Below are 22421 nucleotides of genomic sequence, written 5' to 3'. Positions count from 1 at the left end.
AGGCTAATCAGCCTCCTTTTTCGTATATTTTATAACCAATGAGACTCAATTGCGACAGATTGCCGCAGGCGATGAAATAAAACCTTGCTGTAATTAAGGTTTTATTTCATCTTAGAGGTGTAACCTATAGCCAAGAATCAAAAGTTTACGTAAAATTCCGGCTATGACAATGATCATATTCAGGCTTGAGGTAAGGCGTTGAAGAAACTCGTATGCTTAATTGGGGTAATGATGGTGTTGGTGGGCTGCACGCCGCCACCACAGACTTTGTCTGTGGTAGGGAACACCTGGCTAGGCTATCAACCTTATTATGCTGAACAGGTCCTTCATCCAGAAGCTATTCCCGCTAATATTCATATCACTATGCTTACGTCGGACGTTAGCGTGGTACGCATGGTTGCTAACGGCGCCGCACAAGCAGCTCTTTTAAGCCTAGATAATGCCTTAAGCCTACAGACACGCACCGACCTTAAACTTTGTATCGCACAGGTGATTAACAGCTCCCATGGCGCCGATGCAATTTATGCCCCACCGGGGTTTGATATCAATGATCGTCAGCAACCTTGGGTGGTGGGGATGGAAGATAGTGCGCTGGCACGCTATCTATTAGCACGCTGGATGCGCTTGCATGATATTCCTGAACGCCAAGTAAGACGCGAAATCATTTTACCCAATCAACACGCTATTGCTTATGCCGCAGGAGCAAGGGATATCTTTGTTACCTACGCTCCTTTTAGCCAAAAATTAGCTTCGATGGGTGCTGAGCAGATTTTTAGTAGTCGCGAGATACCTGGTGAAATTATCGATACTTTGGTCGTCAAACAAGAGAACTGGCAACAGCATCAAGCTGCTCTTAAGCGCTTAACCGGTCCGGTTTGGGATAAGGCTTTAACGGCAGCATTGGATCCACAGCATCCGTATTATCAAGCTTTGCAGACGTTGTCGGGGATTAATGCCGAAGAACTACGGCAAAGCTTAGCTAGTTTAAGTTTGTACAACAGCGCCGCCAGTAGAACCTTCTTACAACAGGACTACGCCCGAGTGCAGCAACAAGTCAGTGAACAATTAGTGGCTTCAGGGATTCATCAGGTGATCACACCGCTACCGATCTGTGAGGGCGTGCTATGAGTTTGTTGCCTTTTCATCGGCGCTTGAATATCCAAGTGACCCTGCCTATTACCGTCATCGCCTTTTTGATTGTGGGCTTGCTGGGCTATATTGTGGAGCGGGGGCAAAACCAGATTGCTCTGTACAATGCGCAGTTAGAGCTAAGAAGTATGCTCGTGGTAGCGCAAGGCTCGCTTAATCGGATCTTTGGCTTTGGTAGATATGATTCCGTAGGCGAGGCATTGAGCGAATTTCAGGTGCATCCACGAGTTACTAAGACAGCTATTCTTAGCCCAACGGGCGAGCTTGCAAGCTATTACTCCGCCAACGCCATCAGTCCTCATCTGAGAACCTTCGTGCAGCATTTAGGTCGTCAGCAAATAGCAGAGGTTGCAAGGTCTGGCGTTACCATCATGCAATATCATCCAGAACATAATCACTTTATCGCCATGGTGCCGGTGGTCAGTGGCAAGGTCGTGGGTAATCAGCAACTGCATAATGTGTTCATCGTTGAATACGAGCACGCTCGTAATTGGTACACTTTTGCTAACGTTATTTTTAATGAGCTGGTGCTGTTCTTAACCGTGCTGCTCCTTGTTGGAATAATTTTATGGGTAATTTTACAACGTAAAATCGTTCGTCCCGTGAGGCGTTTAATGGTGGGGGTAGACAAACTTGCGCGGCGTGAGTCATTGCAGGACTTTGATATTCACAGTGACAATGAACTTGGCCTCTTGGGTGACAGCCTGCGTGATGCGGCCCTACAACGCGAGCAGCACGAAAAACAACTATTGCGCTTTAGCTCTGCGGTAGAGCAAAGTCATGACAGTATTGTGATTACTAATCTTGCCGGTGAAATTGAATACGTTAACAAGGCGTTCACGGATATCACCGGTTACAGCCTAGCGGATGTGCAAGGGCGTAATCCGAAAATTCTATCTTCGGGTGAGACGCCACGCTCGAGCTACGATGCTATGTGGACCGCATTAGTTGCCGGGCGCAGCTGGCAGGGTGAGCTTTATAACCTCAAGAAAAACGGTGAGCCGTACCGTGAGTGGGTGACTATTGCGCCTTTGCGTAGCCCCAGTGGTGACATCACCCATTACATTGCCACCAAGCAAAATATTACCGAACGTCGTGCGGCCGAGGCTCAAGTTCAGTACCTAGCTTATTACGATGTGCTGACAGGTTTACCTAATCGCACCCAATGCCAAGAAATTTTGCAGCAGTTTTTAGATGAACGTGATTACTCTACTCGTGGTGCTGTAGCTTTGCTTGATCTTGATGGCTTGCAACGTATTAACGATGTTCGCGGCTTTGAGTTCGGTGATTTGATTTTGTTGGCGGTAACCGAGCGCATAGGCCATGTTATGAAAGCCGAGCCTGAGGCGCGAGTTGGTTGCTTGGGTGGTGATTTATTTGCGGTATTATTCCCAACTCGTAGCGCAGGTCGAGAGGCAACGGTTAATCGAGTTGAATTCATGGTGAAAGATTTGCTGGCTGAATTAGCTGAGCCGATGTTAATTGAAGGCGAACGTATTTCCATTACCGCGAGCGCCGGTATCGTGGTGTATCCCGAATACGGCGATAATCCCGAAGCTATTTTGCGTCATGCCGAAACGGCGGTACACAATGCTAAAGACGCCGGTGGTAATCAGATTGCTGTGTATAACCCCGCCTACAGTTATGCCCTAGAGCAGCGCTTTGAGGTGGAACGTGAACTGCGAGAAGCTATTGCCAATAACCAATTAGAGCTGTACTTGCAAAGTCAGCAATTGTCCAATGGCGAGGTGGTCGGCGTAGAAGTGTTGGTGCGCTGGAATCACCCTACCAAAGGTATCGTATCGCCAGGAGTGTTTATTCCAATTGCTGAAATGAGCGATTTGATTGTTGATCTAGGACGCTGGATTTTACGTGCGGCGCTGCACGTGTTAAAGCACTTACCCGGTCAACAAACCCTAGCTATCAATATCAGTCCACGCCAGTTCCGAAAGTATGATTTTGTGTATCAGATTGAGCGTGAAGTGGTGAAGTCCGGCGTGGATGCCTCGCGTTTAATTCTTGAAGTGACCGAAAATTTATTAGTGGATGACGTCGACGATGTTGTAGCTAAAATGAAGGCGCTGCAGAAATCTGGTGTGCAGTTTTCTATTGATGACTTTGGTACCGGCTACTCCTCGCTATCTTATTTAAGCCAGCTACCTTTGCATGAGCTCAAAATAGATCAAAGCTTTGTGCAAGGCATCGGCGAGGAAGAAAAAGAACAACTGGTAGAAACCGTGATTGCAATGGGCAACAACTTGAATTTACGGGTGGTTGCCGAAGGGGTAGAAACCAAGCAACAGGTAGAGTTTTTGAGTGCCTGTTCGGCTCAGGTGGTGTGCCAAGGGTATTATTTTGCGAAACCTATTCCGGCTTCAGAATATTTAGCTAACCAGAGTCAGCAGTAGGGGCGTTAGCCGATAATTGCAAAAGCCACCTTACCCAATCATGGCCAAGGTGGCTTGCGCTGCTAATCAACCCTATTTGTAGCCGTGTTGAGCCGCTACCTTGTCAAAGTATTCAAGTACTTGCTTCGCGTAGGCACGTTTCGACACATAGTCACCGGCAAAAAAGTTCTTTTTAAACCCATAAGCCACCATATCTTTAAGTCGCTTGAGGGGAACATCTACGGCGCTCAGGGCCAACTCATACTCGCGAGTAACTGTGGTGCGCGATACCAGGCGGTTATCGGTACAAATCACCGTAGCTAAGCGATTGTTGAACATGTGGATAAAATTGTGGTTATGCACATCAGCAATATCTGGGTTGGTTTGCAAGTTACTGGTAATACAGACCTCGATGGCAATGCGACGATCCGCAATGTATGAAGCTAGCCGCTTGGCATAGTCTTCTTTATCAGTAATCGCAGCATCTTGAATCATTTCTGGTGAGAACAGCGAATAGCCATGGCCAAGACGGTCCGCATAGCACTGGGTAATGGCTTCAAAAATACTTTCCGCACCATAAGCCTCGCCCGCATGCACGGTTTTTAAGAGGAAGTTTTGATGAGCATACTCGTACACCTCTTTAAAATCGTGCGCAGGATAGCCCATTTCTTGCCCCGCGATATCTAAGCCAACAATCGGTAAACCTTCTTCGTCACGCAGCCGCACGCTGGCACGGATCATTTCCATGGCTGCGGTCTTAATCACTTGCTTGGGTTCATGGTCACGCAACATGGCGAACAATTGGGTGTAATAAGGCGAAAACCCTTTCTTGCCGAACATCCGCATGGCGCAGTTAATAATACCGTAATCAAACGGGGGCTTAGCACCACTCACCACTTCAGGTTGCGCGTTGTATTCGTCTTTGGCGCGTTTTAAGCCGGCATTGGTGGTGTGCATCACTCGGTCAAAATCAATCCCGCGAGCTGGGTCCATCATGAGTTGCGGGGCAAAGCGTACTTCAATATAAACCACACCTTCGGCAATATTATCTTGCGCTAATTCGTAGGCAGCTTGCTCTAGGTTTTCCATATCGCGCAGCACCGCACAGGTATACTGAAACCCATTGAGGTATTCGCCAAGATTCTGATAAGACTCTTTAAAAACCAAGTCATAAAGCCCTGCTACCGTATAAGAAGGTAGCTCAATTCCGCTACGCTGGGCCATCTCAATCAAGCCTTGTGGGCGGAGGCTGCCATCAAGGTGAAGGTGAAGATCGGCTTTTGGCATGGCTTTTAAAAACTCGGGGGTATAGGCGCTGCTCATGATTATTCTCCTGTTAGTTGGGCGGATTATAGCAACTACCACTAAGCTCGTCCGCCCTCTGCTACGAATTTTTACTTGAGCCCCCCGCGGTTCCACTCTACTATTGCCAGAATCTTTTTCATTCAAAACTTTCGCTTAAAAACCAATGGCATCACTATATTTTACGTACTCGGCCATGAACGCAGGTAAAAGTACCTCGTTATTGCAGGTGGCTTACAATTACGAAGAACGCGATCAACGCGTGCTCTTGCTTACGCCGTCTATTGATGATCGGGCTGGCGCTGGCACCATTGCCTCGCGCTTAGGCATAGAGCGCAGTGCCTTGGGCTTTTCTAACAGCACCGATTTGGCCGCCTTGATTGAGGCTCGCCACGCAAAGCAAGCCATCGATTGTGTGTTGATAGACGAAGCGCAATTTTTAACTGAGGCGCAAGTGTGGCAATTAACCGATGTCGTTGACCGCGTGGATATTCCAGTGATGTGCTACGGTATTCGCAGCGATGCGTTTGGCCAGGCGTTTCCTGGCAGCGCTGTGCTGTTGGCGGTTGCCGATAAATTGGCAGAAATGAAGACCATTTGTTTTTGTGGGCGCAAGGCAACCATGAACTTGCGTATTGATGAGCATGGCAATGCGGTGACCAAAGGCGATCAAATTGCTATTGGAGGCAACGATCGTTATATCTCTTGTTGTCGTAAACATTGGAAAGAAAAGCTAAACAAGTAAGCGGAAAATAAGAATTACGTTGTAAAATTAGTCTGTTGTTACGTTCGGAATCTCAGATATCTGCTATTATTACACCTAATTAGGATTAAAGCTGTTCTATTCTGATTCGATAGCCTAGGAGCTTGAATGATCAAACCACCACTGCCGGCTAATGAAGAGGCCCGCTTACAGCTTTTGCATGAACTTAACTTGCTCGATAGCGAGGCAGACCCTCTATACGACAGTATTACCGCCTTTGCGCAGCAATTATTTGGCGTTGATGCAGCCATCATTACCTTAGTGGATGAACATCGCCAGTGGTTTAAATCTGTGCAAGGGTTTGATTTACTAGAAACTCCCAGAGATATCTCCTTTTGTGCTCACGCCATTACCCAGCAGACCACCATGATTGTTGAAGATGCGAGCCAAGATGAGCGTTTTCACGATAATCCCTTAGTTGCTGCCAACGATGGTATCAGGTTCTATGCCGGGGTACCGTTAACCCTGAATGACGATCTCAATATCGGCACCCTGTGCCTGATCGATTCGCGGCCGCGCCAGTTGTCGCCGCAACAGCAGCAATGGTTAGAAGGTTTGGCGGCATGGGTGGTGCACGATATTGTGCAGCATTATGAACTAGAAAACTTTGCCGCCGAACGTGAAGTGCTCGCCCAAGGCCCGGTTGCAGCCGTGGTCTGGCAGCTCGAGCCCGATGTGCATTTGGTTTACGCGGCAGAAAACGTCGAGCGGATTTTAGGCTACAGCGCTGATTATTTGTTAGACCTTGAGATTAATTATGAATCTATTGTGCACCCCGACGACCAGCAGCAACTGCTCGACCAAATGCAATTGGTGCTTGATGGTATCCAGCCTAGCTTAGAAATTGAATACCGCGTGGTGCCACCATCGCAGCACATGCGCTGGGTAAAACACTTTGCCCGCGCCGATTTAGATCGCCATGGCAAAGTGATGCGGGTGCGAGGTTACCTCTATGAAAATACCAGCCGTAAACAGCTAGAATTGGATTTGCTGAATGCGAACCAGAGCTTTGAGTTAGCTTTAGCTGCGGGCGATTTATCCACCTGGGATTGGAACTTGGCCGAAGGTACGGTGAGTGTCAATCATACTTGGGATAAAATTCTCAATCGTGATAGTTCTTTTGCGCAAAACAACGGCTGGGCCGAGCTTATTCATCCTGCTGATATCGCAACGGCAAAAAGCCAACTCATTGAGCACCTGCAAGGCCATAGCGAACGTTTTGAAGCACGGATAAGATTACAGCATGCCGATGGTCACTACATTTGGTTGCACACTGTGGGTAAGGCGGTAGAGCGCAATGCCAGCGGGCGCGTGACGCGCATGGTAGGGATTCATCACGATGTGACTGAACAAGTTGAAAATGAGCTCAAACAGCATCAGCAAGAAGCCATCCTTAGTTTAGTTAGCCAAGTTCAGCATGAGTTTCTATTTGTCGAACATTTCAGTGAGGTTTGCGATATTGCGCTGCCAGAACTGATGAGCTTAAGCCAAAGCAAACTGGGGTTTATTGGTGAGTTGCCGGAGCAAAGTCGGCACCGCAATATGCTTCGGGTGCATGGCTATGTGAATCGGCTAAATGGCTCCCAGCAAGCCACCCAAGCGCTGATCCGACAAGGGCTCGAAGTCGTAGTGTCAGGGAGCGTGGTCAGCGAAGTGTTGTTGCGTGGTGATCCAGAACTTTGTCCTTATCCTGTCGCACAAGATGAACTAAAGTTTACTCCCATCGAGTTGCCCCAATTAGATAACGCCATCATGTTACCGCTTTATTTTAAGCGCGAAGTGGTGGGCTTACTTATTTTGGCGCATTCAGCTCGCGGCTACTTTCGCGAAGATCTGGCGTGGTTACAACCTATGCTAGATACGCTTGGTACGCTAATGCATATTCGGCGTATCGATCAAGAACGCCGTTTTGTGGTAGAAGAACTGCGCCGCATGGCGACCCGCGATGAGCTGACTGGCGTGGCTAACCGGCGAGTGTTCTTAGAAGCGGCCCAGCAGCGCAAAGACGAAAGTGAACGCTACGATTTACCCATGAGTGTCGCCATTATCGATTTGGACTTTTTCAAAAAGGTCAACGATAGCTTTGGCCATGCCGCCGGCGATGAGGTCTTACGAGAGTTTTGTCGTCTAGCCAAACAGCAATTAAGAGATACAGATTTGCTAGCTAGGTTAGGCGGAGAAGAATTTGGCATTTTATTTGCCCATGCAGAACTGGCGCAAGCCATGCAAGGCATTGAAAGAGTCCGTAAAGCTATTGCCGAGCACCATTTTAATTGGGATGATAAGCGCATTCCGGTAACCATTAGCGCCGGTGTCGCGCAACTCGTAAGCGTTGATCCTGATGTCGACAAATGGGTAGCCCGTGCTGACGAAGCACTTTATTTAGCGAAGGAGCAAGGTCGAAATCGTGCTATTGCTGCTTCTTGATAGTTGTAACAAGCGAGGTTGATATGAGTTCTGCAGCGGTGGCGAACCACCTAACAATTCCAACACCAGACGATTGGCACCTGCACTTACGCGATGGTGATTTACTCGCGACCACAGTCCCTGCCACCGCCGCTGTGTTTGGCCGAGCTGTGGTGATGCCTAATTTGGTGCCGCCGGTGACGACAGTTGCTCAAGCTTTGGAATATCGCAATCGCATTTTAGCGCAGGTACCAGCCGGCAGCAGTTTTGAACCCCTAATGACCCTGTATTTAACCCAAGCCACCAGTGTTGAAACCATAGTTGCAGCGGCTGCCGAGCCGGCGATTATTGGCTTCAAGCTCTACCCGTCAGGGGCCACCACTAACTCCGCGGCCGGGGTAACTGACATTGAGGCCCTCGACGAGGTGTTTGCCGCCATGGCGAGTCATGGTGTGCCCTTGTTGGTGCATGGCGAAGTGACTAGTGCTGAGATTGATATCTTTGATCGTGAAAAGGTGTTTATTGACCGTTACTTACGGCCTTTATTGGCTCGGCATCCGCAGTTAAAGTTAGTGCTAGAACATATCACCACCGCTGATGCCGTAGAATTCGTGGAAAAGGCTGGTGCAAACGTAGCGGCAACCATAACTCCGCAACATCTGTTGATGAACCGCAACGACTTGTTGGTAGGTGGGGTGCGTCCGCATAACTATTGTTTACCTATCTTAAAGCGTCGCGACCATCAATTAGAACTGCGGCGTATTGCTGCATCGGGGCATCCGCGCTTCTTTTTAGGAACAGACTCGGCACCTCATGCACAATCGCGCAAAGAAACTGCCTGTGGCTGTGCCGGTTGTTATTCAGCACCGGCGGCTTTGCCGTTGTATGCTGAGTTCTTTGAGCAAATGAATGCGCTCGACAAGTTAGCTGATTTTGCCAGTGGGTTTGGTGCTGATTTTTACGGGTTGCCTCGTGCTACCAGCTCCGTTACCTTAGAAAAAGACCAGTGGATGGTACCAGCGACAGTAGCTACTGCAGTTGGGCCCATGGTGCCTTATTGGGCAGGAGAGCCACTGCAGTGGCGCATTAAACAATAACGCAACATTTCAATGAACAATTTAACATTGTAGAAATTGTCGCCAAGTCATGGTTTTATATCCGTTATAAAGTCATAATATACCTATAATAAAATACATAATTTGTAAGGGATATTCGCATTGCTTAATTTGTGGCGAGCTAAGTCTAGGAACGACCTGGTGCTAACCTTTGCGTTGGCCAAAGGAGGCGTGTCGTTAGCTATTGCAGAAATTAATGAGTCTACACCAGCCTTGATCGTGTCCGATCATCAAGAGGTTGCGGACGGGCAATGGGGCCATGCCATGCAAGAACTGGCACACAAATATCCTAAGTACATCAAAGGTAATCCAGCCTTGTTGGTGGTGCTGGGCCCATCGCTGTATCAAAGTGTGCAGCTCGATAGGCCCAAGTTACCGGCCGCTGAAATCAGCCAAGCGTTGAAGTACAGTTTGCGCGATCTGGTATCGCTCGCACCCGCCGACATCATTGCCGATTATTACGACAGCCCAGTACAGCTCTCCGGACAAGATAAAATCAACGCAATTGTAGCGGATAAAACGATGCTGCAAGGCGTGCTTAAAGCAGCCCAAGAGCTGAGCGAAAATATCTGCGGTATTGTGGCTGAAGAGCAGGCCGTGTCGCGCTTGTTTACCCAATTGCAAGAGCCCAGCGTGGTGGTCTATCAGCATGATATCGAGCCCGCCTTATTGCAGGTATACCAACAAGGCGAGTTGCAGGTAAACCGTTTAGTGCGAGCGCTGGAGCAAATCAGTGCACTCAGCGCTGATGAGATCAGCTTAGGTGGTGGTTCACCGCTAAGTATTGAGGTACAGCGCTCAGCTGATTACTTTGAACGGCAACTACGCCAGCGCCCGATCAAGCAAGTGGTGTTAGCGGTGGGCTCAAAGCATCGCGCCGCACTGCAACAACAAGTAGCTGACGATTTAGGGTTTGAGGTGCAGTGGGCCGAGTATCCGTTGTGGGCGCAAGAACTGGCTACCGCCGATTTTGCTGATTTCCCAGTGTTAGGTGGGGTTATGCTGGCGCGTGAGTTGCTGTATCCAGCCAAGGAGCAAGCAGCATGAAACGCATAGCTAACTTGTATGTCGCTGAGCTACAACCTAACCGTGATCCGCTTACTTTAAAGCTTGTTAGCTTAGTGGTGGGTACCTTATTGGTTGTAGTGATGATTGGCGCAGGGCTGAGCAAGTGGTATCTGGCCAATCAGCAAGAAACGACAGCTAAGCTGAGCGCACAAAACACCGCCGTACAGCAGCAAGTTAACCAGCAACAAGAGCTGCTCAAGCAGGCCCTCAACGATAAACAGCTACTGGCCGAAATTGACCAGCTTGAGTTACGCCTGGCGCAACGGCAGCGCTTGTTACAGCATATGCGTTCAGTAACCCAAACCGGTCAGCCTAGCTTCGCTAATGTGATGACAGATTTAGCTCGCGTAGACAACGACAACATCTGGTTGCAACGAATTGTGTTGGCCTATCAGGATATGACCTTGCAAGGCCATACCACTGCGGCCAGTGCCTTACCGCGTTGGTTAGCCAGCTTTTCTAATTATCCGACCCTGAAGAACCGTAATTTTGGGGTGTTTGAGTTGCGCGATGAACAAAATGGCGCGTTACAGTTTACTGTGGGCAGTGACAGTCACGGTAGTTTGCTGTTGCAGCCTAGTCAACTAGGCACCAGCTCTGGCTCTAACAGCTCTGGCGCCACTAATAACGGCAGCGGGGCTCGCCCATGATGCAACAACTAACGCAACAGTGGCAACAATGGCAGCAGCAGTTTTTATTGCTCCCGCAAGGGCGCCGTAAGTTTTGGTTAGCGCTGGCCGTGGCGGTGGTGGTTTACCTTGGGGTGTGGCTGGTGTTGTTGCCCACTCAAGAGCAATTAGCTACCGAACGCCAAACTCAGCGCCAACAACAGCAGCAAATTAGTATCTTTGAGCAAGAACTCGCAGCGGTAAAAGCACGCTTAGCTGGTGATCCGAAAGCAGAATTAAAAAGTCGTCGCGGACAACTGCAAGAGCGTCTAGATCGCTTAGAAGCCCAGTTGAATGCCGAGGCCAACTACATCAGTGCCTCCGACAACAAAGCACTGTTGCGCGCCCTGTTAGATTCAGCCAGTGGCATCAAAGTACAGTCAGCCCAAGCCTTGCCGCCAGAACGGGTGTATCAAGATGCGCAAGATGACACGACAGCCATTTACAAGCACCGCTTGCAGCTCTCTGTTACCGGCGACTTTTTTGCCGTGCGGAACTACCTCAACCGGCTTGAGGAGTTGGATTGGAACTTTTATTGGCAAAAACTCGATTACCGAGTGAAGCAAGCGCCGCAAGCAGAAGTGACCATAGAAATTTATACCTTGAGTCTGGAGCGTGACTATGTGGCCAGCTAGTAGGTTATTGATAGTTGCAGTGCTGCTAGCAGCACCCGTTTCTGCACAAGAGCTGAGCGACCCAACGGCGCCACCGGTGGTGCGTAGTAACACCAATGCTGCGGGGCCAGCGCTAGCGGCAGAACTTAAATTACAAGCGATTCAATGGAGAGGTACACGACGCACCGCACTGATTGGCGGGCAGCGTGTTTCTGTTGGCGATACGATAAATCAATACATTGTTCGGGCCATTGATATGAATCAAGTGACCTTAATGGATTCTAAAACCAACAAAACCGTACGGTTAGCCTTATTTAGCAACGTTAAATTGCAATCTGGGCAAGAACAAGCGGCTAACTCGGAGAGTCAACCATGAAGCGAGTTTTATTGGTTGCGGCGCTAAGCGCATTATTGGCAGCTTGTGCGCATCAACCAGAACAGCCACCGGAAGAATTTCAACAAGCGTTAGACCCTAACGCCAAAGGCAAGGCCAGCGAACGTCCGCCGTTACCCGAGTCCGTGCGGGCCAGCCTGCGTGGTCAGCAAGATCAGTTGCGAGCAGCCAGTGCTCAGTTGTTAGCTGAACCACGTTTTTCTATTGCCGCCAACGACATGCCTGCGGCTGAATTTTTTGCCGGTTTAGCGGTGGATTCTCCTTATAACTTTGCCGTGCATCCAGATGTAGACGGGATGATTACGATTAATTTAAAGGATGTCACCCTCACTGAAGCGCTCGACGTGGTTGGGGATATTTATGGCTACGATGTGCGTCGTAACAACCGCATGATTCAGGTGTTTCCAGCGGGCTTACGTAGCGAGACGATTTCGCTAGATTACTTAGCCTTGCGCCGTATGGGTGTATCGCAAACCAGCGTCAGCTCGGGCGGGGTTAAAGATAGTGACCGCAACAGTAATAGCGGCTCTGGTAGCAACAGCTTTGGCGGTAACACCAACAATAACTTGCTGGGTAATCAGGGTGGAATTTCGAACCAAGCCGGCTCAAACTTAGGTGGCATGCAAACCAATGGCTCGTCTATTAGTAGCTCGTCTGAAACCGATTGGTGGAAAGATTTAAAAGCTATTATTGAAGGCATCGTTGGTACCGGTGATGGTCGTCGGGTCGTCGTCGCACCGCAAGCAGGCTTAGTGACTATCACTGCGTTGCCAGGTGAATTACGCGCTGCCCGCGAGTTTTTGGAGCGCGCCCAAAGCCGTTTACAACGCCAAGTGATTCTTGAAGCCCGGATTGTTGAAGTGGCCTTAAATGATGACTACCAACAAGGCATCAACTGGAATGATTTATTTGAAGCTGGCAGTGGCGTCAGTGACTTCTTTGGCGTTGACCAAGTAACGGGGTCGGTGAGTCTAAGTGGCGGTGATGTCACCTCTGGAGGCCTCGGCGGTGTGTTTGGCATGACCCTGAACATCGGTGACTTTTCTGGCGCACTTAATTTGTTGCAAAGCCAAGGAAACGTGCAAGTACTCTCGAACCCGCGGGTTAGTGCGGCTAATAACCAAAAAGCCGTGATTAAGATTGGTGAAGACGAGTACTTTGTCACAGATGTCTCCACCACCACGGTCACAGGTACTGCTACTACCTCTACGCCGAACATTGAGCTAACGCCGTTTTTCTCAGGTATTTCGCTGGATATTACTCCGCAAATCAGCGAGAACGGAGAAGTGATTCTGCATGTGCATCCGAGTGTGGTGCAAACCCAAGAACAAGAAAAAGTCGTGAAGCTGAACGATGACACCTTTGTTCTACCGCTAGCACAAAGCAACATTCGTGAAAGCGATACCATTGTCAAAGCCCGTAATGGTGAGATCGTGGTGTTAGGCGGTTTGATGCAAACTTCGTACACAGATTCAGAATCGAAAGCACCTTTCTTGGGAGACATTCCGGTGTTGGGTAATTTGTTTAAAAATACCCGCCGCGTGGAGCAGAAGAAAGAGCTGGTGATTTTAATTCGCCCCACGGTTATTGGTGCGGAGAGCTGGCAAGAAGAGCTGCAACGCTCTAGCGATATTCTGAAAAAATGGTATGGCAATGAGTAACATCAGCAACGGGAAGAGCTAATGTACCAAAACCACTACGGCTTGCGTGAACTGCCTTTTACATTAACACCGAACACCAGCTTTTACTGTGATCTTGAGGGTCATCGGTCAGCGCTGGAGGTGTTATTGACGGCACTGCAAACCGGTGAAGGTTTTATCAAAGTCGTGGGCGAGGTTGGCACGGGTAAAACCTTGCTGTGTCGCAAGCTACTTAATGAGCTACCCGAAAACTATGTCACTGCATACATTCCTAATCCTTATTTGAGCCCGGAAGAATTGCGTGCCCAAATTGCCCAAGAGCTACAAATAGACCTGCACGGCGAGCACAGTCAGCAACGAGTTACCCAAGCCATTCAGCAGCGGCTGTTAGACATCAACCAGCAGGACAAAACCGTGGTGATCGTGCTGGATGAAGCGCAAGCGCTACCGAGCGACAGTTTAGAAGCCTTGCGGCTGATCTCAAACCTAGAAACCGAGTCGCGCAAGCTGCTGCATATCGTCTTGTTCGGCCAGCCCGAATTGGATGAGCGCTTAGCTGCTCGCGAACATCGACAGTTACGCCAGCGCATCTCTTTTAGTTATCATTTACAGGCGATGAGCGTGCAAGAGTTGGCGCGTTATATTTCGCACCGCTTGCATATTGGCGGCTACAAAGGGCCGCCGATGATGAGCGCCAAAGTGGTTGCCATGTTGCACCAAGCCAGTCGCGGCATACCTCGCTTGGCCAATGTGTTATGTCATAAGGTGTTGCTGCTTAGCTACGGCGAAGGGGTGTATAGCATTACTCCCAAGCATGTGCGGATGGCAGTAGATGACACCGAGGATGCCTATTTACCCAACGCCAACTGGGGTTGGTGGTTGTTGGGCTTATCTGCCGTAGTAGCGGCAATTCTAGCTTTTGGTTATTACCAAGGCTGGTTAGCGGAGTATTTAGCATGAGCGTGATAAACCGCATGCTGCGCGATCTTGATAAACGCGAGCAACAGCAAAACAACCAAGCTTACACACCCGCAGCCGTAGCACCAAGCCAGGGCAGCAAGCGCCGCGTGGCCCTCATCGCCAGCATCGGCGCCATCTTGGTCCTAGCCGTGTTGGTCTGGCAATGGTGGCATGAAGGACTTGCAGACCCAGCTCTGGACCCAGCTCCGCAGCTTACTGAGAGTTCAAGCACGGATCCCAGCAGCTATGTGATGCAGGCCTTGCAAGAAGAACCTGAGCCAGCAGCGATCAGCGCAGTTAGCGATGCGAGTGACGATGCCGCCGCTACCGACAGCCGTAATCAATTGGTCGTGAATGTCGCAGAACTACAGCAACCAGCAGCGCCAACCGAGCCTGTCCAGAAAACAGAATTAGTGTCCGAGCCGGCTACACCAATTGCAGCAGTCAGCCAGCCGGCTGAATCAGCGCATGAGGAACTTGCGGACCCAGCTCCGGCCCCAGCTCCGGTCCTAGCTCCGGTCCCAGCTCCGAAGGTGGGGCCGAGCCCTTCCTCAACTCCGGCCTCCAGCATGAAAGTCGAGCGCGTTGAGCTTACCCCTGAGCAGCTAGCTGAAACCAACTTACGCCGTGCTCGTGAGGCCATGGCCAAAGGCGATCGCGATCTGGCTCAAGAGCTACTCGAGAAGGCACTGATAGTACAACCCATGCATGTTGAAGTACGCAGCGAACTAGCCGCTTACTGGTACGGACGAGGTTTTGCTACGCGGGCGCTGACGGTGTTGCAGCAAGGCTTAGATAGACATCCCCAACAAAGCGAGTGGCAGTTGTTATACGCACGTATTTTGGATCGTATGGGCCGTGTTGACCAAGCCTATAGTGCATTAATTAACATCAATGAAGACACCGATGAAGCTCTAGAGCTGCTTGAATTACGCGCTGCCGCCGCCAACCAATTGGGCTACCACGCCGAGGCCGCTGCTGATTACACGGTATTAGCAGGACGCTTTTTACAAAGCCGCTGGTGGTTAGCTGCAGCGGTCGCCCATGAAGATTCGAACAACCCGGCGGCAGCCGTGCGTGCCTATCAACAGGCGCTGCAATATCGCGATTTAAGCGGCGAGGCGCGGCAATACATTCAGGATCGTCTGTACGCATTAACCTCTACCGAGCCGGAGGCCAATTAGTATGCGCCCTCGTTTAAAAATGCGGCTTGGCGATTTACTCGTCCAAGATAGCATCATAACTGAAAACCAATTGCAGCAGGCGCTGGCCGATCAAAAGCAAAATGGGCGTAAATTAGGGGTAACTCTGATCGATTTAGGCTTCATCTCAGAGCACGATTTGCTTGAGTTTTTGGCACGCCAATTAAATATTCCGTTATTAGATTTAAGTGACAAAAGAATTCCTGAGGACGTCGTCAACCTAGTACCTGAAGTACAGGCGAGGCGTCATCGTGCCTTAGTCGTTGAAGCTGACGAAAGTTCGGCTTTAGTGGCTATGAGCGACCCAGCCGACCTCGCTGCCGTGGATGCAATTTCACAGTTTCTACAACCGCGGGAGATGCGCTTAGCCGTAGTACCGGATAGCGAGTTACTCGGTGCATTCGATAATCTTTATCGACGCACCAAAGATATCGCTCAATTCGCCAAAGAGTTGCAGACCGAAACTCAGGACGGTGGCGAGTTTGATCTGGGTGCGCTATCACTCGATGCCGATGATGACGATGCAACCGTTGCAAAATTACTGCAGTCGATTTTTGCCGATGCGGTGCAAGTACGAGCATCTGATATTCATATCGAGCCAGACGACCGAGCTTTGCGTATTAGGATGCGGGTGGACGGCGCCTTGCAAGAAAACGTCTTAACCGAGACCAATATTGCTAACGCTTTGCTACTTCGTTTGAAACTGATGTCAGGCTTAGATATCTCTGAAAAACGCTTGCCCCAAGATGGTCGTTTTAACATTAAAGTACGCGACCATAGTATCGATGTGCGGGTTTCAACCATGCCGGTGCAGTATGGCGAATCTTGCGTAATGCGTTTGCTCGACCAATCAGCTGGGCTACTCAATCTCGAGCAAACAGGTATGCCCAAGGATATTTTGGCCCGCGTGCGGCGCTTAGTGCATCGGCCGTATGGGATGTTTGTGGTAACAGGACCAACAGGTTCAGGTAAAACCACGACCTTGTATGGCGCCTTGAGTGAGCTGAACCAAGCTGAGAAAAAGATTATTACTGTAGAAGACCCAGTGGAATATCGTCTGCCGCGGATTTCTCAGGTGCAAGTAAACGCTAAGATCGGTTTGAGCTTTTCTAACGTACTACGCACCACCTTACGGCAAGACCCTGACATCATCATGGTGGGTGAGATGCGTGATCACGAAACCGTCGAAATCGGTCTGCGTGGTGCTATCACTGGTCACTTGGTACTGACGACATTGCACACTAACGACTCTATTACCAGTGCGTTGCGTTTAATCGATATGGGAGCAAAGCCTTATTTAGTTGGCGCTGCTTTACGCGGCGTGCTGGCACAACGCTTAATTAGACGGGTCTGTGAAAATTGTAAAACTAGTGCTGTGGTAGAACCGCATCAATTAGCCATTTTGCGGATTATGAATCCAGAAATTGCTGCCGATGGCAGTGGTTTTGTTAAAGGCAAAGGTTGTCGTAATTGCAATCATACCGGCTATAAAGGTCGTATCGGTGTGTTTGAATTATTAGAAATTAACGAAGCCATGATTGATGCGTTACGAGACGGTGATATGCGTGAGTTTGCTCATGCAGCGAAAGACTCCCCTGGCTTTAAACCGCTAGCGAATGTAGCGTTAGATTACGCGATGCAAGGTATCACTAGCATCGATGAAGTGCTGTTCTTGGCTGAAACCGTCGAAGAAAAAGAATTACGAGTAAGCACTGCAACAGCATCTGAGCAAACTGACGGTCAGGTAGATACGAGCCATGGCGAGTTATAGTTATCGGGGCCGTGATGGCCAAGGTCAGTTAGTGCAAGGGGTGCTAGAAGCTAGCTCCGAGAATACAGCTGCCGAGGCTTTGCTGCGCCGTGGAATTACACCTATTCAACTGAATGTTGGAGCTGCCAGTTCTAGTAAAGACGATAAAAAGCCAACCAGCTCACTGTTTCAACGCAAGATAAGCAGCGATGATCTGATCGTATTCACACGGCAGATGTATGCCTTAACCAAGGCTGGGATTCCGTTGCTACGCGCTATCCAAGGGCTAGCAGAAAATACCAGTAACAAGCGTCTAAGCCAGGTATTGCACGAAGTGGTTGACCAATTGGAGCGCGGTCGCCAGCTGAGCTCGGCTATGGCAGCGCACCCCAAGGTGTTTCCACGCTTATTGGTCGCCATCGTGCACGTAGGTGAAAATACCGGGCAACTTGAAGAAGCCTTTATGCAGCTCTCTGAGTACCTGCAAAAGGAACAAGAAACCCGTAAGCAAGTTAAAACCGCTTTGCGTTATCCAACTTTTATTATTATCACCTTGGTGATCGCAATGTTTGTTTTGAACATATTCGTCATTCCGACTTTTGCGAATATGTTTTCACGTTTTGATGTGGAGCTACCCTTGTCGACGCGCATCCTCATCGGCACCTCCAACTTTTTTGTGAATTGGTGGCCAGCCTTGCTGTTAGGCATAGCAGTAACCACGATTGCGGCAACCCGGTACGTGAAAACCCCGTCAGGTGAGATGAAGTGGGATTATTTTAAAGTGAAGATCCCCTTAGTGGGAGACATTATCTTCCGCTCCTTGTTGTCGCGCTTTTCGCGAAGTTTCGCGGTGATGCTCAAGGCCGGCGTCCCTCTCACCCAGGGCTTAAGCTTAGTCGCCGATGCCGTGGATAACCGCTGGATGGGCAAGAAAATCAATGACATGCGCCGTAATATTGAGCGTGGTGAAAGTCTCTCGCGAGTTTCTCGTAGCAGTGAGCTGTTCACCCCACTGGTATTGCAGATGATTCAAGTAGGTGAAGAAACCGGTCGCGTTGATGAGATGCTGCACGAAGTAGCCGACTACTACGAGCGCGAAGTAGATTATGATTTAAAAAGCTTAACCGCCAAAATCGAGCCTATTATGCTGATTGTGGTGGCTGTTATGATTTCTATTATGGCGCTAGGTATTTTTACCCCGATGTGGGACATGATGAACGCCTATAAAAACCGCTAGGGCACTAATTTAACAAATTTAAAACAAAAGACTTTAACTTATAATATTTGCGATTATTTCTCGCACAATTGATAATAGTAAACATAGGGACTATAAGGATAAGAAGATGGCTAACAAACCAGCATTAGCGCTGAAACAAAATGGCTTTACCTTGATTGAATTGATTATCGTGGTCGTCATTTTAGGGTTATTAGCCGCCTCTGCCTTACCACGCTTCACCAGCGTGACCGCAGATGCCGAAGACGCCGCAGTTGAAGGTGTTGCCGGTGGCTTTGCCAGCGCTGTGGGCCTAGTACGTGCGGAGTGGGAACTACGCGGCCGACCCAAAGGTAATATCGATGGGGCTGGCGTAGAAATTATTATGGATGGCATTACCGTAAACGTGGACGGAAGTACCGGTTATCCAGTAAGTGGCGACAATAATTTAGACGCCCATGACCTGAACATAACAAGCGAAGATTGCCGCACCATCATGCAAGCGATCTTACAAGGTGCGCCTACTGCCACCACCAGTTTTACCCTGTTGGGTGAAAACCGTTACTATGTAGTACGAGAAAGTAACGGAGTAAATGATATTTGCGTGTATTATTTAGCAAATACCATTAAAAACTTAGCGTCAGCTCCTACCGGAACTGATTACCTAAGCGTCGGTAATGCGTTTGTATACAACCCTCGCACGGGTGGGGTGAGTATCTTTAGTAACAACTAATTTTACATTTACGTTTAATTTTTGGGGATAGTCCCGCTTTTTTTAAAAAAGGAAGTGATTTATGAAAACACAACAAAAAGGTTTTACCTTGATCGAACTGATCATCGTTATCGTGGTACTAGGTATTTTGGCAGTAACTGCAGCACCACAGTTTTTGAATTTCTCTGGTGATGCTCGTAAGGCTACTGTCGAGGGTATGCAAGGTGCGGTTAAGGCTGCTACAGATATCGTTTATGGTAAATCTTTAATTGCCGGTGTTGAAAAGAATGCAACGGCTACTGTAGATGGTATTAATGTTGAATATGGCTATCCAGCAGCAGACCCTGCGGCTGATGGTATTTTAAAAGCCTTGAAGATTGATTCAACTGAATGGTCCTCAGTTTTGGCCGCAGGGTGGGGCGGTAACGCCACAGTAGCTGATGGTAACGTATTAATCTTCCCTGCAGATCGTGTTACAAATGCAGACGGTACGACCGATGGTGAGTGTTATGTAATTTATACTAAAGCTGCAGATGCAGTTACACCTGCAGTTATTCGTCTAGTAACTGATGGCTGTTAATCACTAACAAGCTAGCGAAAAGCCAACAAGCGTTGCTTGTTGGCTTTTTTATTGGCAGGCGTTCAGCAATTGGGCAGTTGATCACAATGAATAATGCCAACTTCAACCCTAATAGCTACGCTTTTGTGGTACCCAGCTGTAAGCAATTCATGTATAGTCAAAAAGTTGTTATTTAGATGATGGCAAAAGGATCATGAGTATGCAGTGGACGAAACAATTCAGTGGTAGTGCCTTCTTGAAGCCGCTCTTTGCGGTTCTAGCGATGCTGGCTTTGGTGAGCGGCTGTGGTAGTGAGCATCCCGACCAACAGCCCGGTGGTAGCGCCAATCCTTATCCAACCCTGTCTTTGCTGGCTAGCAATGAGGTGAGTCAACCCGCCGCCGGGCAAACCACGGCGTTACAGGTGCGTATTCAGTTTTCTAATCCGGCACCGGCAGCCGGTAGTATTAGTGTCGCAACTACCAGCGATACGGCCCGTGCGGGTACTCATTACAGTACCTTCAATGATGCTGTCACCTTTGCCGAGGGGGCTACTTCAGCTCAATTCAGTGTCGATATTCTCGATGGTAACGGTGATACCGAAGATGTCACCTTTCAGATCCAGCTTACGGGTGCAGTTAATGCGCAATTAGGCAGCAGCACCACGCAAACTGTCACCATCTATTCCACCACTGAGGTGGTGGATCCGGTGAATCAAGCCAGTCTGAGCTTACCGCAGAACCTGAGTTTACGGGCACCGCGAGTGGGTCGTGACAGCATTGAATATCCGATCGTATTCACCTTAAGCGAGCCGTCGCCGGTGGCTGGTGAGATTAAGCTCAGAACCGTCGAGGGTAGCGCTGAAGCAGGCGTCAACTTCCAGGCTTTCGATCACATCTTGCCGGTGGCTGCGGGAGCGCGCGAAGTAGTGTTCTCGATAACATTAATGGCCGATGCCAACCAAGCTGAAGATCTCGAGTTTTCGTTACTTGCAGAAACGGCAACCAATGTACAGCTGCCAACCACGCGTACAGTGCCAGTTACTGTTATCAATGTAAACGATGAAACAGCGGGAGGGGTGCCGAGCATTTTATGGCCGAGCGTCACCGACCTCTATGAACCCACCAGTGGCAGCGCAACGTTCAACTTACTCTTGCCGTTTTCTGCGCCTGCAAGCCAAGCAGGTTCGTTCCGATTAGCCACGCAATCAGCCACAGCGTTAGCGGGTGAGCATTTTCAAGCGTTCTCTGAACAGATTGACTTTGTCGCCGGCGATACTGAAGTGTTGGTGCCGGTCACTGTGATGCGGACGCCCTTGGGCATGACGGAACCTTTGTCATTCTATCTGCAGATTAGCTCAGCAACAAACGTGACCTTACCTGATGCACGTGAATTGCAATTAACGATTCTACCAGTGTCGGCATCAACCCCGGCCACCGCAGAATTGCAGCTACAGCCCATGGTAGAAGTGCCAGAGCCTTTTAGCAATGCCAGTCCGGTCACCTATAGCTTAATGCTACCACTGTCGATGCCTGCGCCCACTGCTGGTAGCGTAAGGGTACGCAGTGTGGATGGTACTGCGTTAGCTGGCCATAACTATACCGCTATTAGCGACCAAGCTGTGACCTTTGCCGAGGGCGACGAAAACCTGTACCTCGATATTGAGATTTTGTTTGATAGCTTAGGTGCCGAAAGTAAGGAATTTACCTTAGAATTCTATGATGCAGAGGGCATTCAACTTCCCGAGAGTCGCTCCATGAGTATTTCAATTCGGGCGAGTGGTCTGGCGTTGCCGGTGCTAGAAACACCAGCAACCATCACCTTCCAACGCCCCGACGATGGCACATCATTTGACGTACAGCTGGTGTTACCTTTTGATCGCGCGGCAATTTTAGCGGGGTCGATTGAGCTTGCGGTTAACCACGGCAGTGCGATTGAGAATCGTGACTTTACCGGTATTCTTCCCGAATACAGCTTTGCTAAGCATGATGATGAGATCATCGTCGACTTTACCTTGGTGGGGTCGAGTTACGCTGAAGAACGCCAGTTTACCTTGGTCGTTACCAAAGCTAACAATATGCAGCTAGGTAGCAGCACCGAAGAGCGTACCATTACGGTCATCATTGAAGCACCCTAATAGTGCTAACAAACAAGTTAAAAAAGGCGCCTCGATGGCTAATGCCAGTCAGTTAAGAGCTGACTGGCATTTTTTTCTCGCATATTTCTGAGGTTTTGAACGAACTTCTCGTGGGTAAACCCGCTCGGTTCGCCTTAGTGGCAAAACGTAATGCTCCGCAATTTCTTGAAGGTGTTCGAGAGTTTTCGGGATATTCCCCGCTGAATTAAGTGAAGCCGTGTATAGCCAGTTAATAATTGCTGTGGCACACGAGGTAAAACTCAGTTGATTTGGATATATCCCCCTAATTTTGCTCGCCATTTTCACCATCTGATAGCGAATATTATTGTACGCTAAGAGTATTCCCCATAATTCTTGGCGTATCATTTCTGGTCGCTTGCTT

General features: G+C 49.2%; 18 protein-coding genes and 1 pseudogene. 17 read left to right on the top strand and 2 right to left on the bottom strand.

Translation table 11 applies throughout. From position 1 onward, the window contains the following. The first annotated feature begins 198 nt into the window (after positions 1–198). Complete coding sequence (locus ACQ661_RS11670) at positions 199–1128, top strand: ABC transporter substrate-binding protein (protein ID WP_431668426.1); 930 nt, start codon at positions 199–201, stop codon at positions 1126–1128. Further along, positions 1125–3557, top strand: a complete 2433-nt coding sequence (locus ACQ661_RS11665) for an EAL domain-containing protein (RefSeq protein WP_431668424.1) — start codon at positions 1125–1127, stop codon at positions 3555–3557. The genes ACQ661_RS11670 and ACQ661_RS11665 overlap by 4 nt, the downstream gene beginning before the upstream one ends. Positions 3558–3629: 72 nt before the next feature. Here the strand turns inward: ACQ661_RS11665 and ACQ661_RS11660 are convergent, their stop codons facing one another. Continuing rightward, positions 3630–4859: an adenosine deaminase family protein gene (locus ACQ661_RS11660; RefSeq protein ID WP_110076017.1), complete on the bottom strand. Its 1230-nt coding sequence runs from the start codon at positions 4857–4859 to the stop codon at positions 3630–3632. Between the two features lie 145 nt (positions 4860–5004). On the opposite strand from ACQ661_RS11660, the gene ACQ661_RS11655 reads away from it, so the two are divergent. From ACQ661_RS11655 to ACQ661_RS11585, 15 genes are all read left to right on the top strand, one after another. Continuing rightward, positions 5005–5583: a thymidine kinase gene (locus ACQ661_RS11655; protein ID WP_110076016.1), complete on the top strand. Its 579-nt coding sequence runs from the start codon at positions 5005–5007 to the stop codon at positions 5581–5583. A gap of 126 nt (positions 5584–5709) precedes the next feature. Then, positions 5710–8028 carry a sensor domain-containing diguanylate cyclase gene (locus ACQ661_RS11650; RefSeq protein ID WP_431668421.1) on the top strand — a complete coding sequence of 773 codons (2319 nt, stop codon included), beginning with the start codon at positions 5710–5712 and terminating at the stop codon, positions 8026–8028. 23 nt (positions 8029–8051) lie between these two features. Beyond that, entirely contained in the window at positions 8052–9104 is a 1053-nt protein-coding gene (gene pyrC / locus ACQ661_RS11645) for a dihydroorotase (protein WP_153826478.1), read from the top strand. A gap of 159 nt (positions 9105–9263) precedes the next feature. Then, a complete protein-coding gene (locus ACQ661_RS11640) occupies positions 9264–10169 on the top strand; it encodes a hypothetical protein (RefSeq protein WP_110076014.1) in 906 nt (301 codons plus the stop codon). Next, the gene (locus tag ACQ661_RS11635) at positions 10166–10840 is read left to right on the top strand and encodes a hypothetical protein (RefSeq protein ID WP_431668419.1); all 675 of its coding nucleotides are present in this window, start codon (positions 10166–10168) and stop codon (positions 10838–10840) included. Before ACQ661_RS11640 ends, ACQ661_RS11635 begins: the two co-directional genes overlap by 4 nt. Continuing rightward, positions 10837–11493, top strand: a complete 657-nt coding sequence (locus tag ACQ661_RS11630) for a hypothetical protein (protein WP_431668418.1) — start codon at positions 10837–10839, stop codon at positions 11491–11493. Before ACQ661_RS11635 ends, ACQ661_RS11630 begins: the two co-directional genes overlap by 4 nt. Beyond that, on the top strand, positions 11480–11848 hold the full coding sequence (locus ACQ661_RS11625) for a hypothetical protein (RefSeq protein ID WP_431668416.1): 369 nt from the start codon (positions 11480–11482) through the stop codon (positions 11846–11848). Before ACQ661_RS11630 ends, ACQ661_RS11625 begins: the two co-directional genes overlap by 14 nt. After that, positions 11845–13527 (top strand): pilus (MSHA type) biogenesis protein MshL, encoded by a 1683-nt coding sequence (gene mshL, locus ACQ661_RS11620; protein WP_431668414.1) that lies wholly within the window; start codon positions 11845–11847, stop codon positions 13525–13527. The genes ACQ661_RS11625 and mshL overlap by 4 nt, the downstream gene beginning before the upstream one ends. Before the next feature lie 21 nt (positions 13528–13548). Then, entirely contained in the window at positions 13549–14466 is a 918-nt protein-coding gene (locus tag ACQ661_RS11615) for an ExeA family protein (protein WP_431668412.1), read from the top strand. After that, positions 14463–15650 carry a tetratricopeptide repeat protein gene (locus ACQ661_RS11610; protein ID WP_431668410.1) on the top strand — a complete coding sequence of 396 codons (1188 nt, stop codon included), beginning with the start codon at positions 14463–14465 and terminating at the stop codon, positions 15648–15650. The genes ACQ661_RS11615 and ACQ661_RS11610 overlap by 4 nt, the downstream gene beginning before the upstream one ends. A gap of 1 nt (position 15651) precedes the next feature. Next, entirely contained in the window at positions 15652–17439 is a 1788-nt protein-coding gene (locus ACQ661_RS11605) for a GspE/PulE family protein (RefSeq protein ID WP_431668409.1), read from the top strand. Then, positions 17426–18655, top strand: coding sequence for a type II secretion system F family protein (locus ACQ661_RS11600; RefSeq protein ID WP_431668408.1), 1230 nt, complete (start codon positions 17426–17428; stop codon positions 18653–18655). The genes ACQ661_RS11605 and ACQ661_RS11600 overlap by 14 nt, the downstream gene beginning before the upstream one ends. A gap of 106 nt (positions 18656–18761) precedes the next feature. Further along, on the top strand, positions 18762–19364 hold the full coding sequence (locus ACQ661_RS11595; protein ID WP_110076005.1) for a type II secretion system protein: 603 nt from the start codon (positions 18762–18764) through the stop codon (positions 19362–19364). A 61-nt stretch (positions 19365–19425) separates the two neighbouring features. Continuing rightward, positions 19426–19923 carry a pilus assembly FimT family protein gene (locus ACQ661_RS11590; RefSeq protein ID WP_431668406.1) on the top strand — a complete coding sequence of 166 codons (498 nt, stop codon included), beginning with the start codon at positions 19426–19428 and terminating at the stop codon, positions 19921–19923. A 199-nt stretch (positions 19924–20122) separates the two neighbouring features. Then, positions 20123–22039: a Calx-beta domain-containing protein gene (locus ACQ661_RS11585; RefSeq protein ID WP_431668404.1), complete on the top strand. Its 1917-nt coding sequence runs from the start codon at positions 20123–20125 to the stop codon at positions 22037–22039. Positions 22040–22087: 48 nt separating this feature from the next. On the opposite strand, the pseudogene ACQ661_RS11580 reads toward ACQ661_RS11585, so the two are convergent. Next, positions 22088–22421 (bottom strand): annotated as a pseudogene (locus tag ACQ661_RS11580) (IS4 family transposase); the annotation flags it as partial.

It is taken from the genome of Pseudidiomarina sp. WS423, assembly GCF_050750165.1.
Classification (GTDB): Bacteria; Pseudomonadota; Gammaproteobacteria; order Enterobacterales; family Alteromonadaceae; genus Pseudidiomarina; species Pseudidiomarina fusca.
This window is presented reverse-complemented; position numbering and strand designations above follow the sequence as displayed.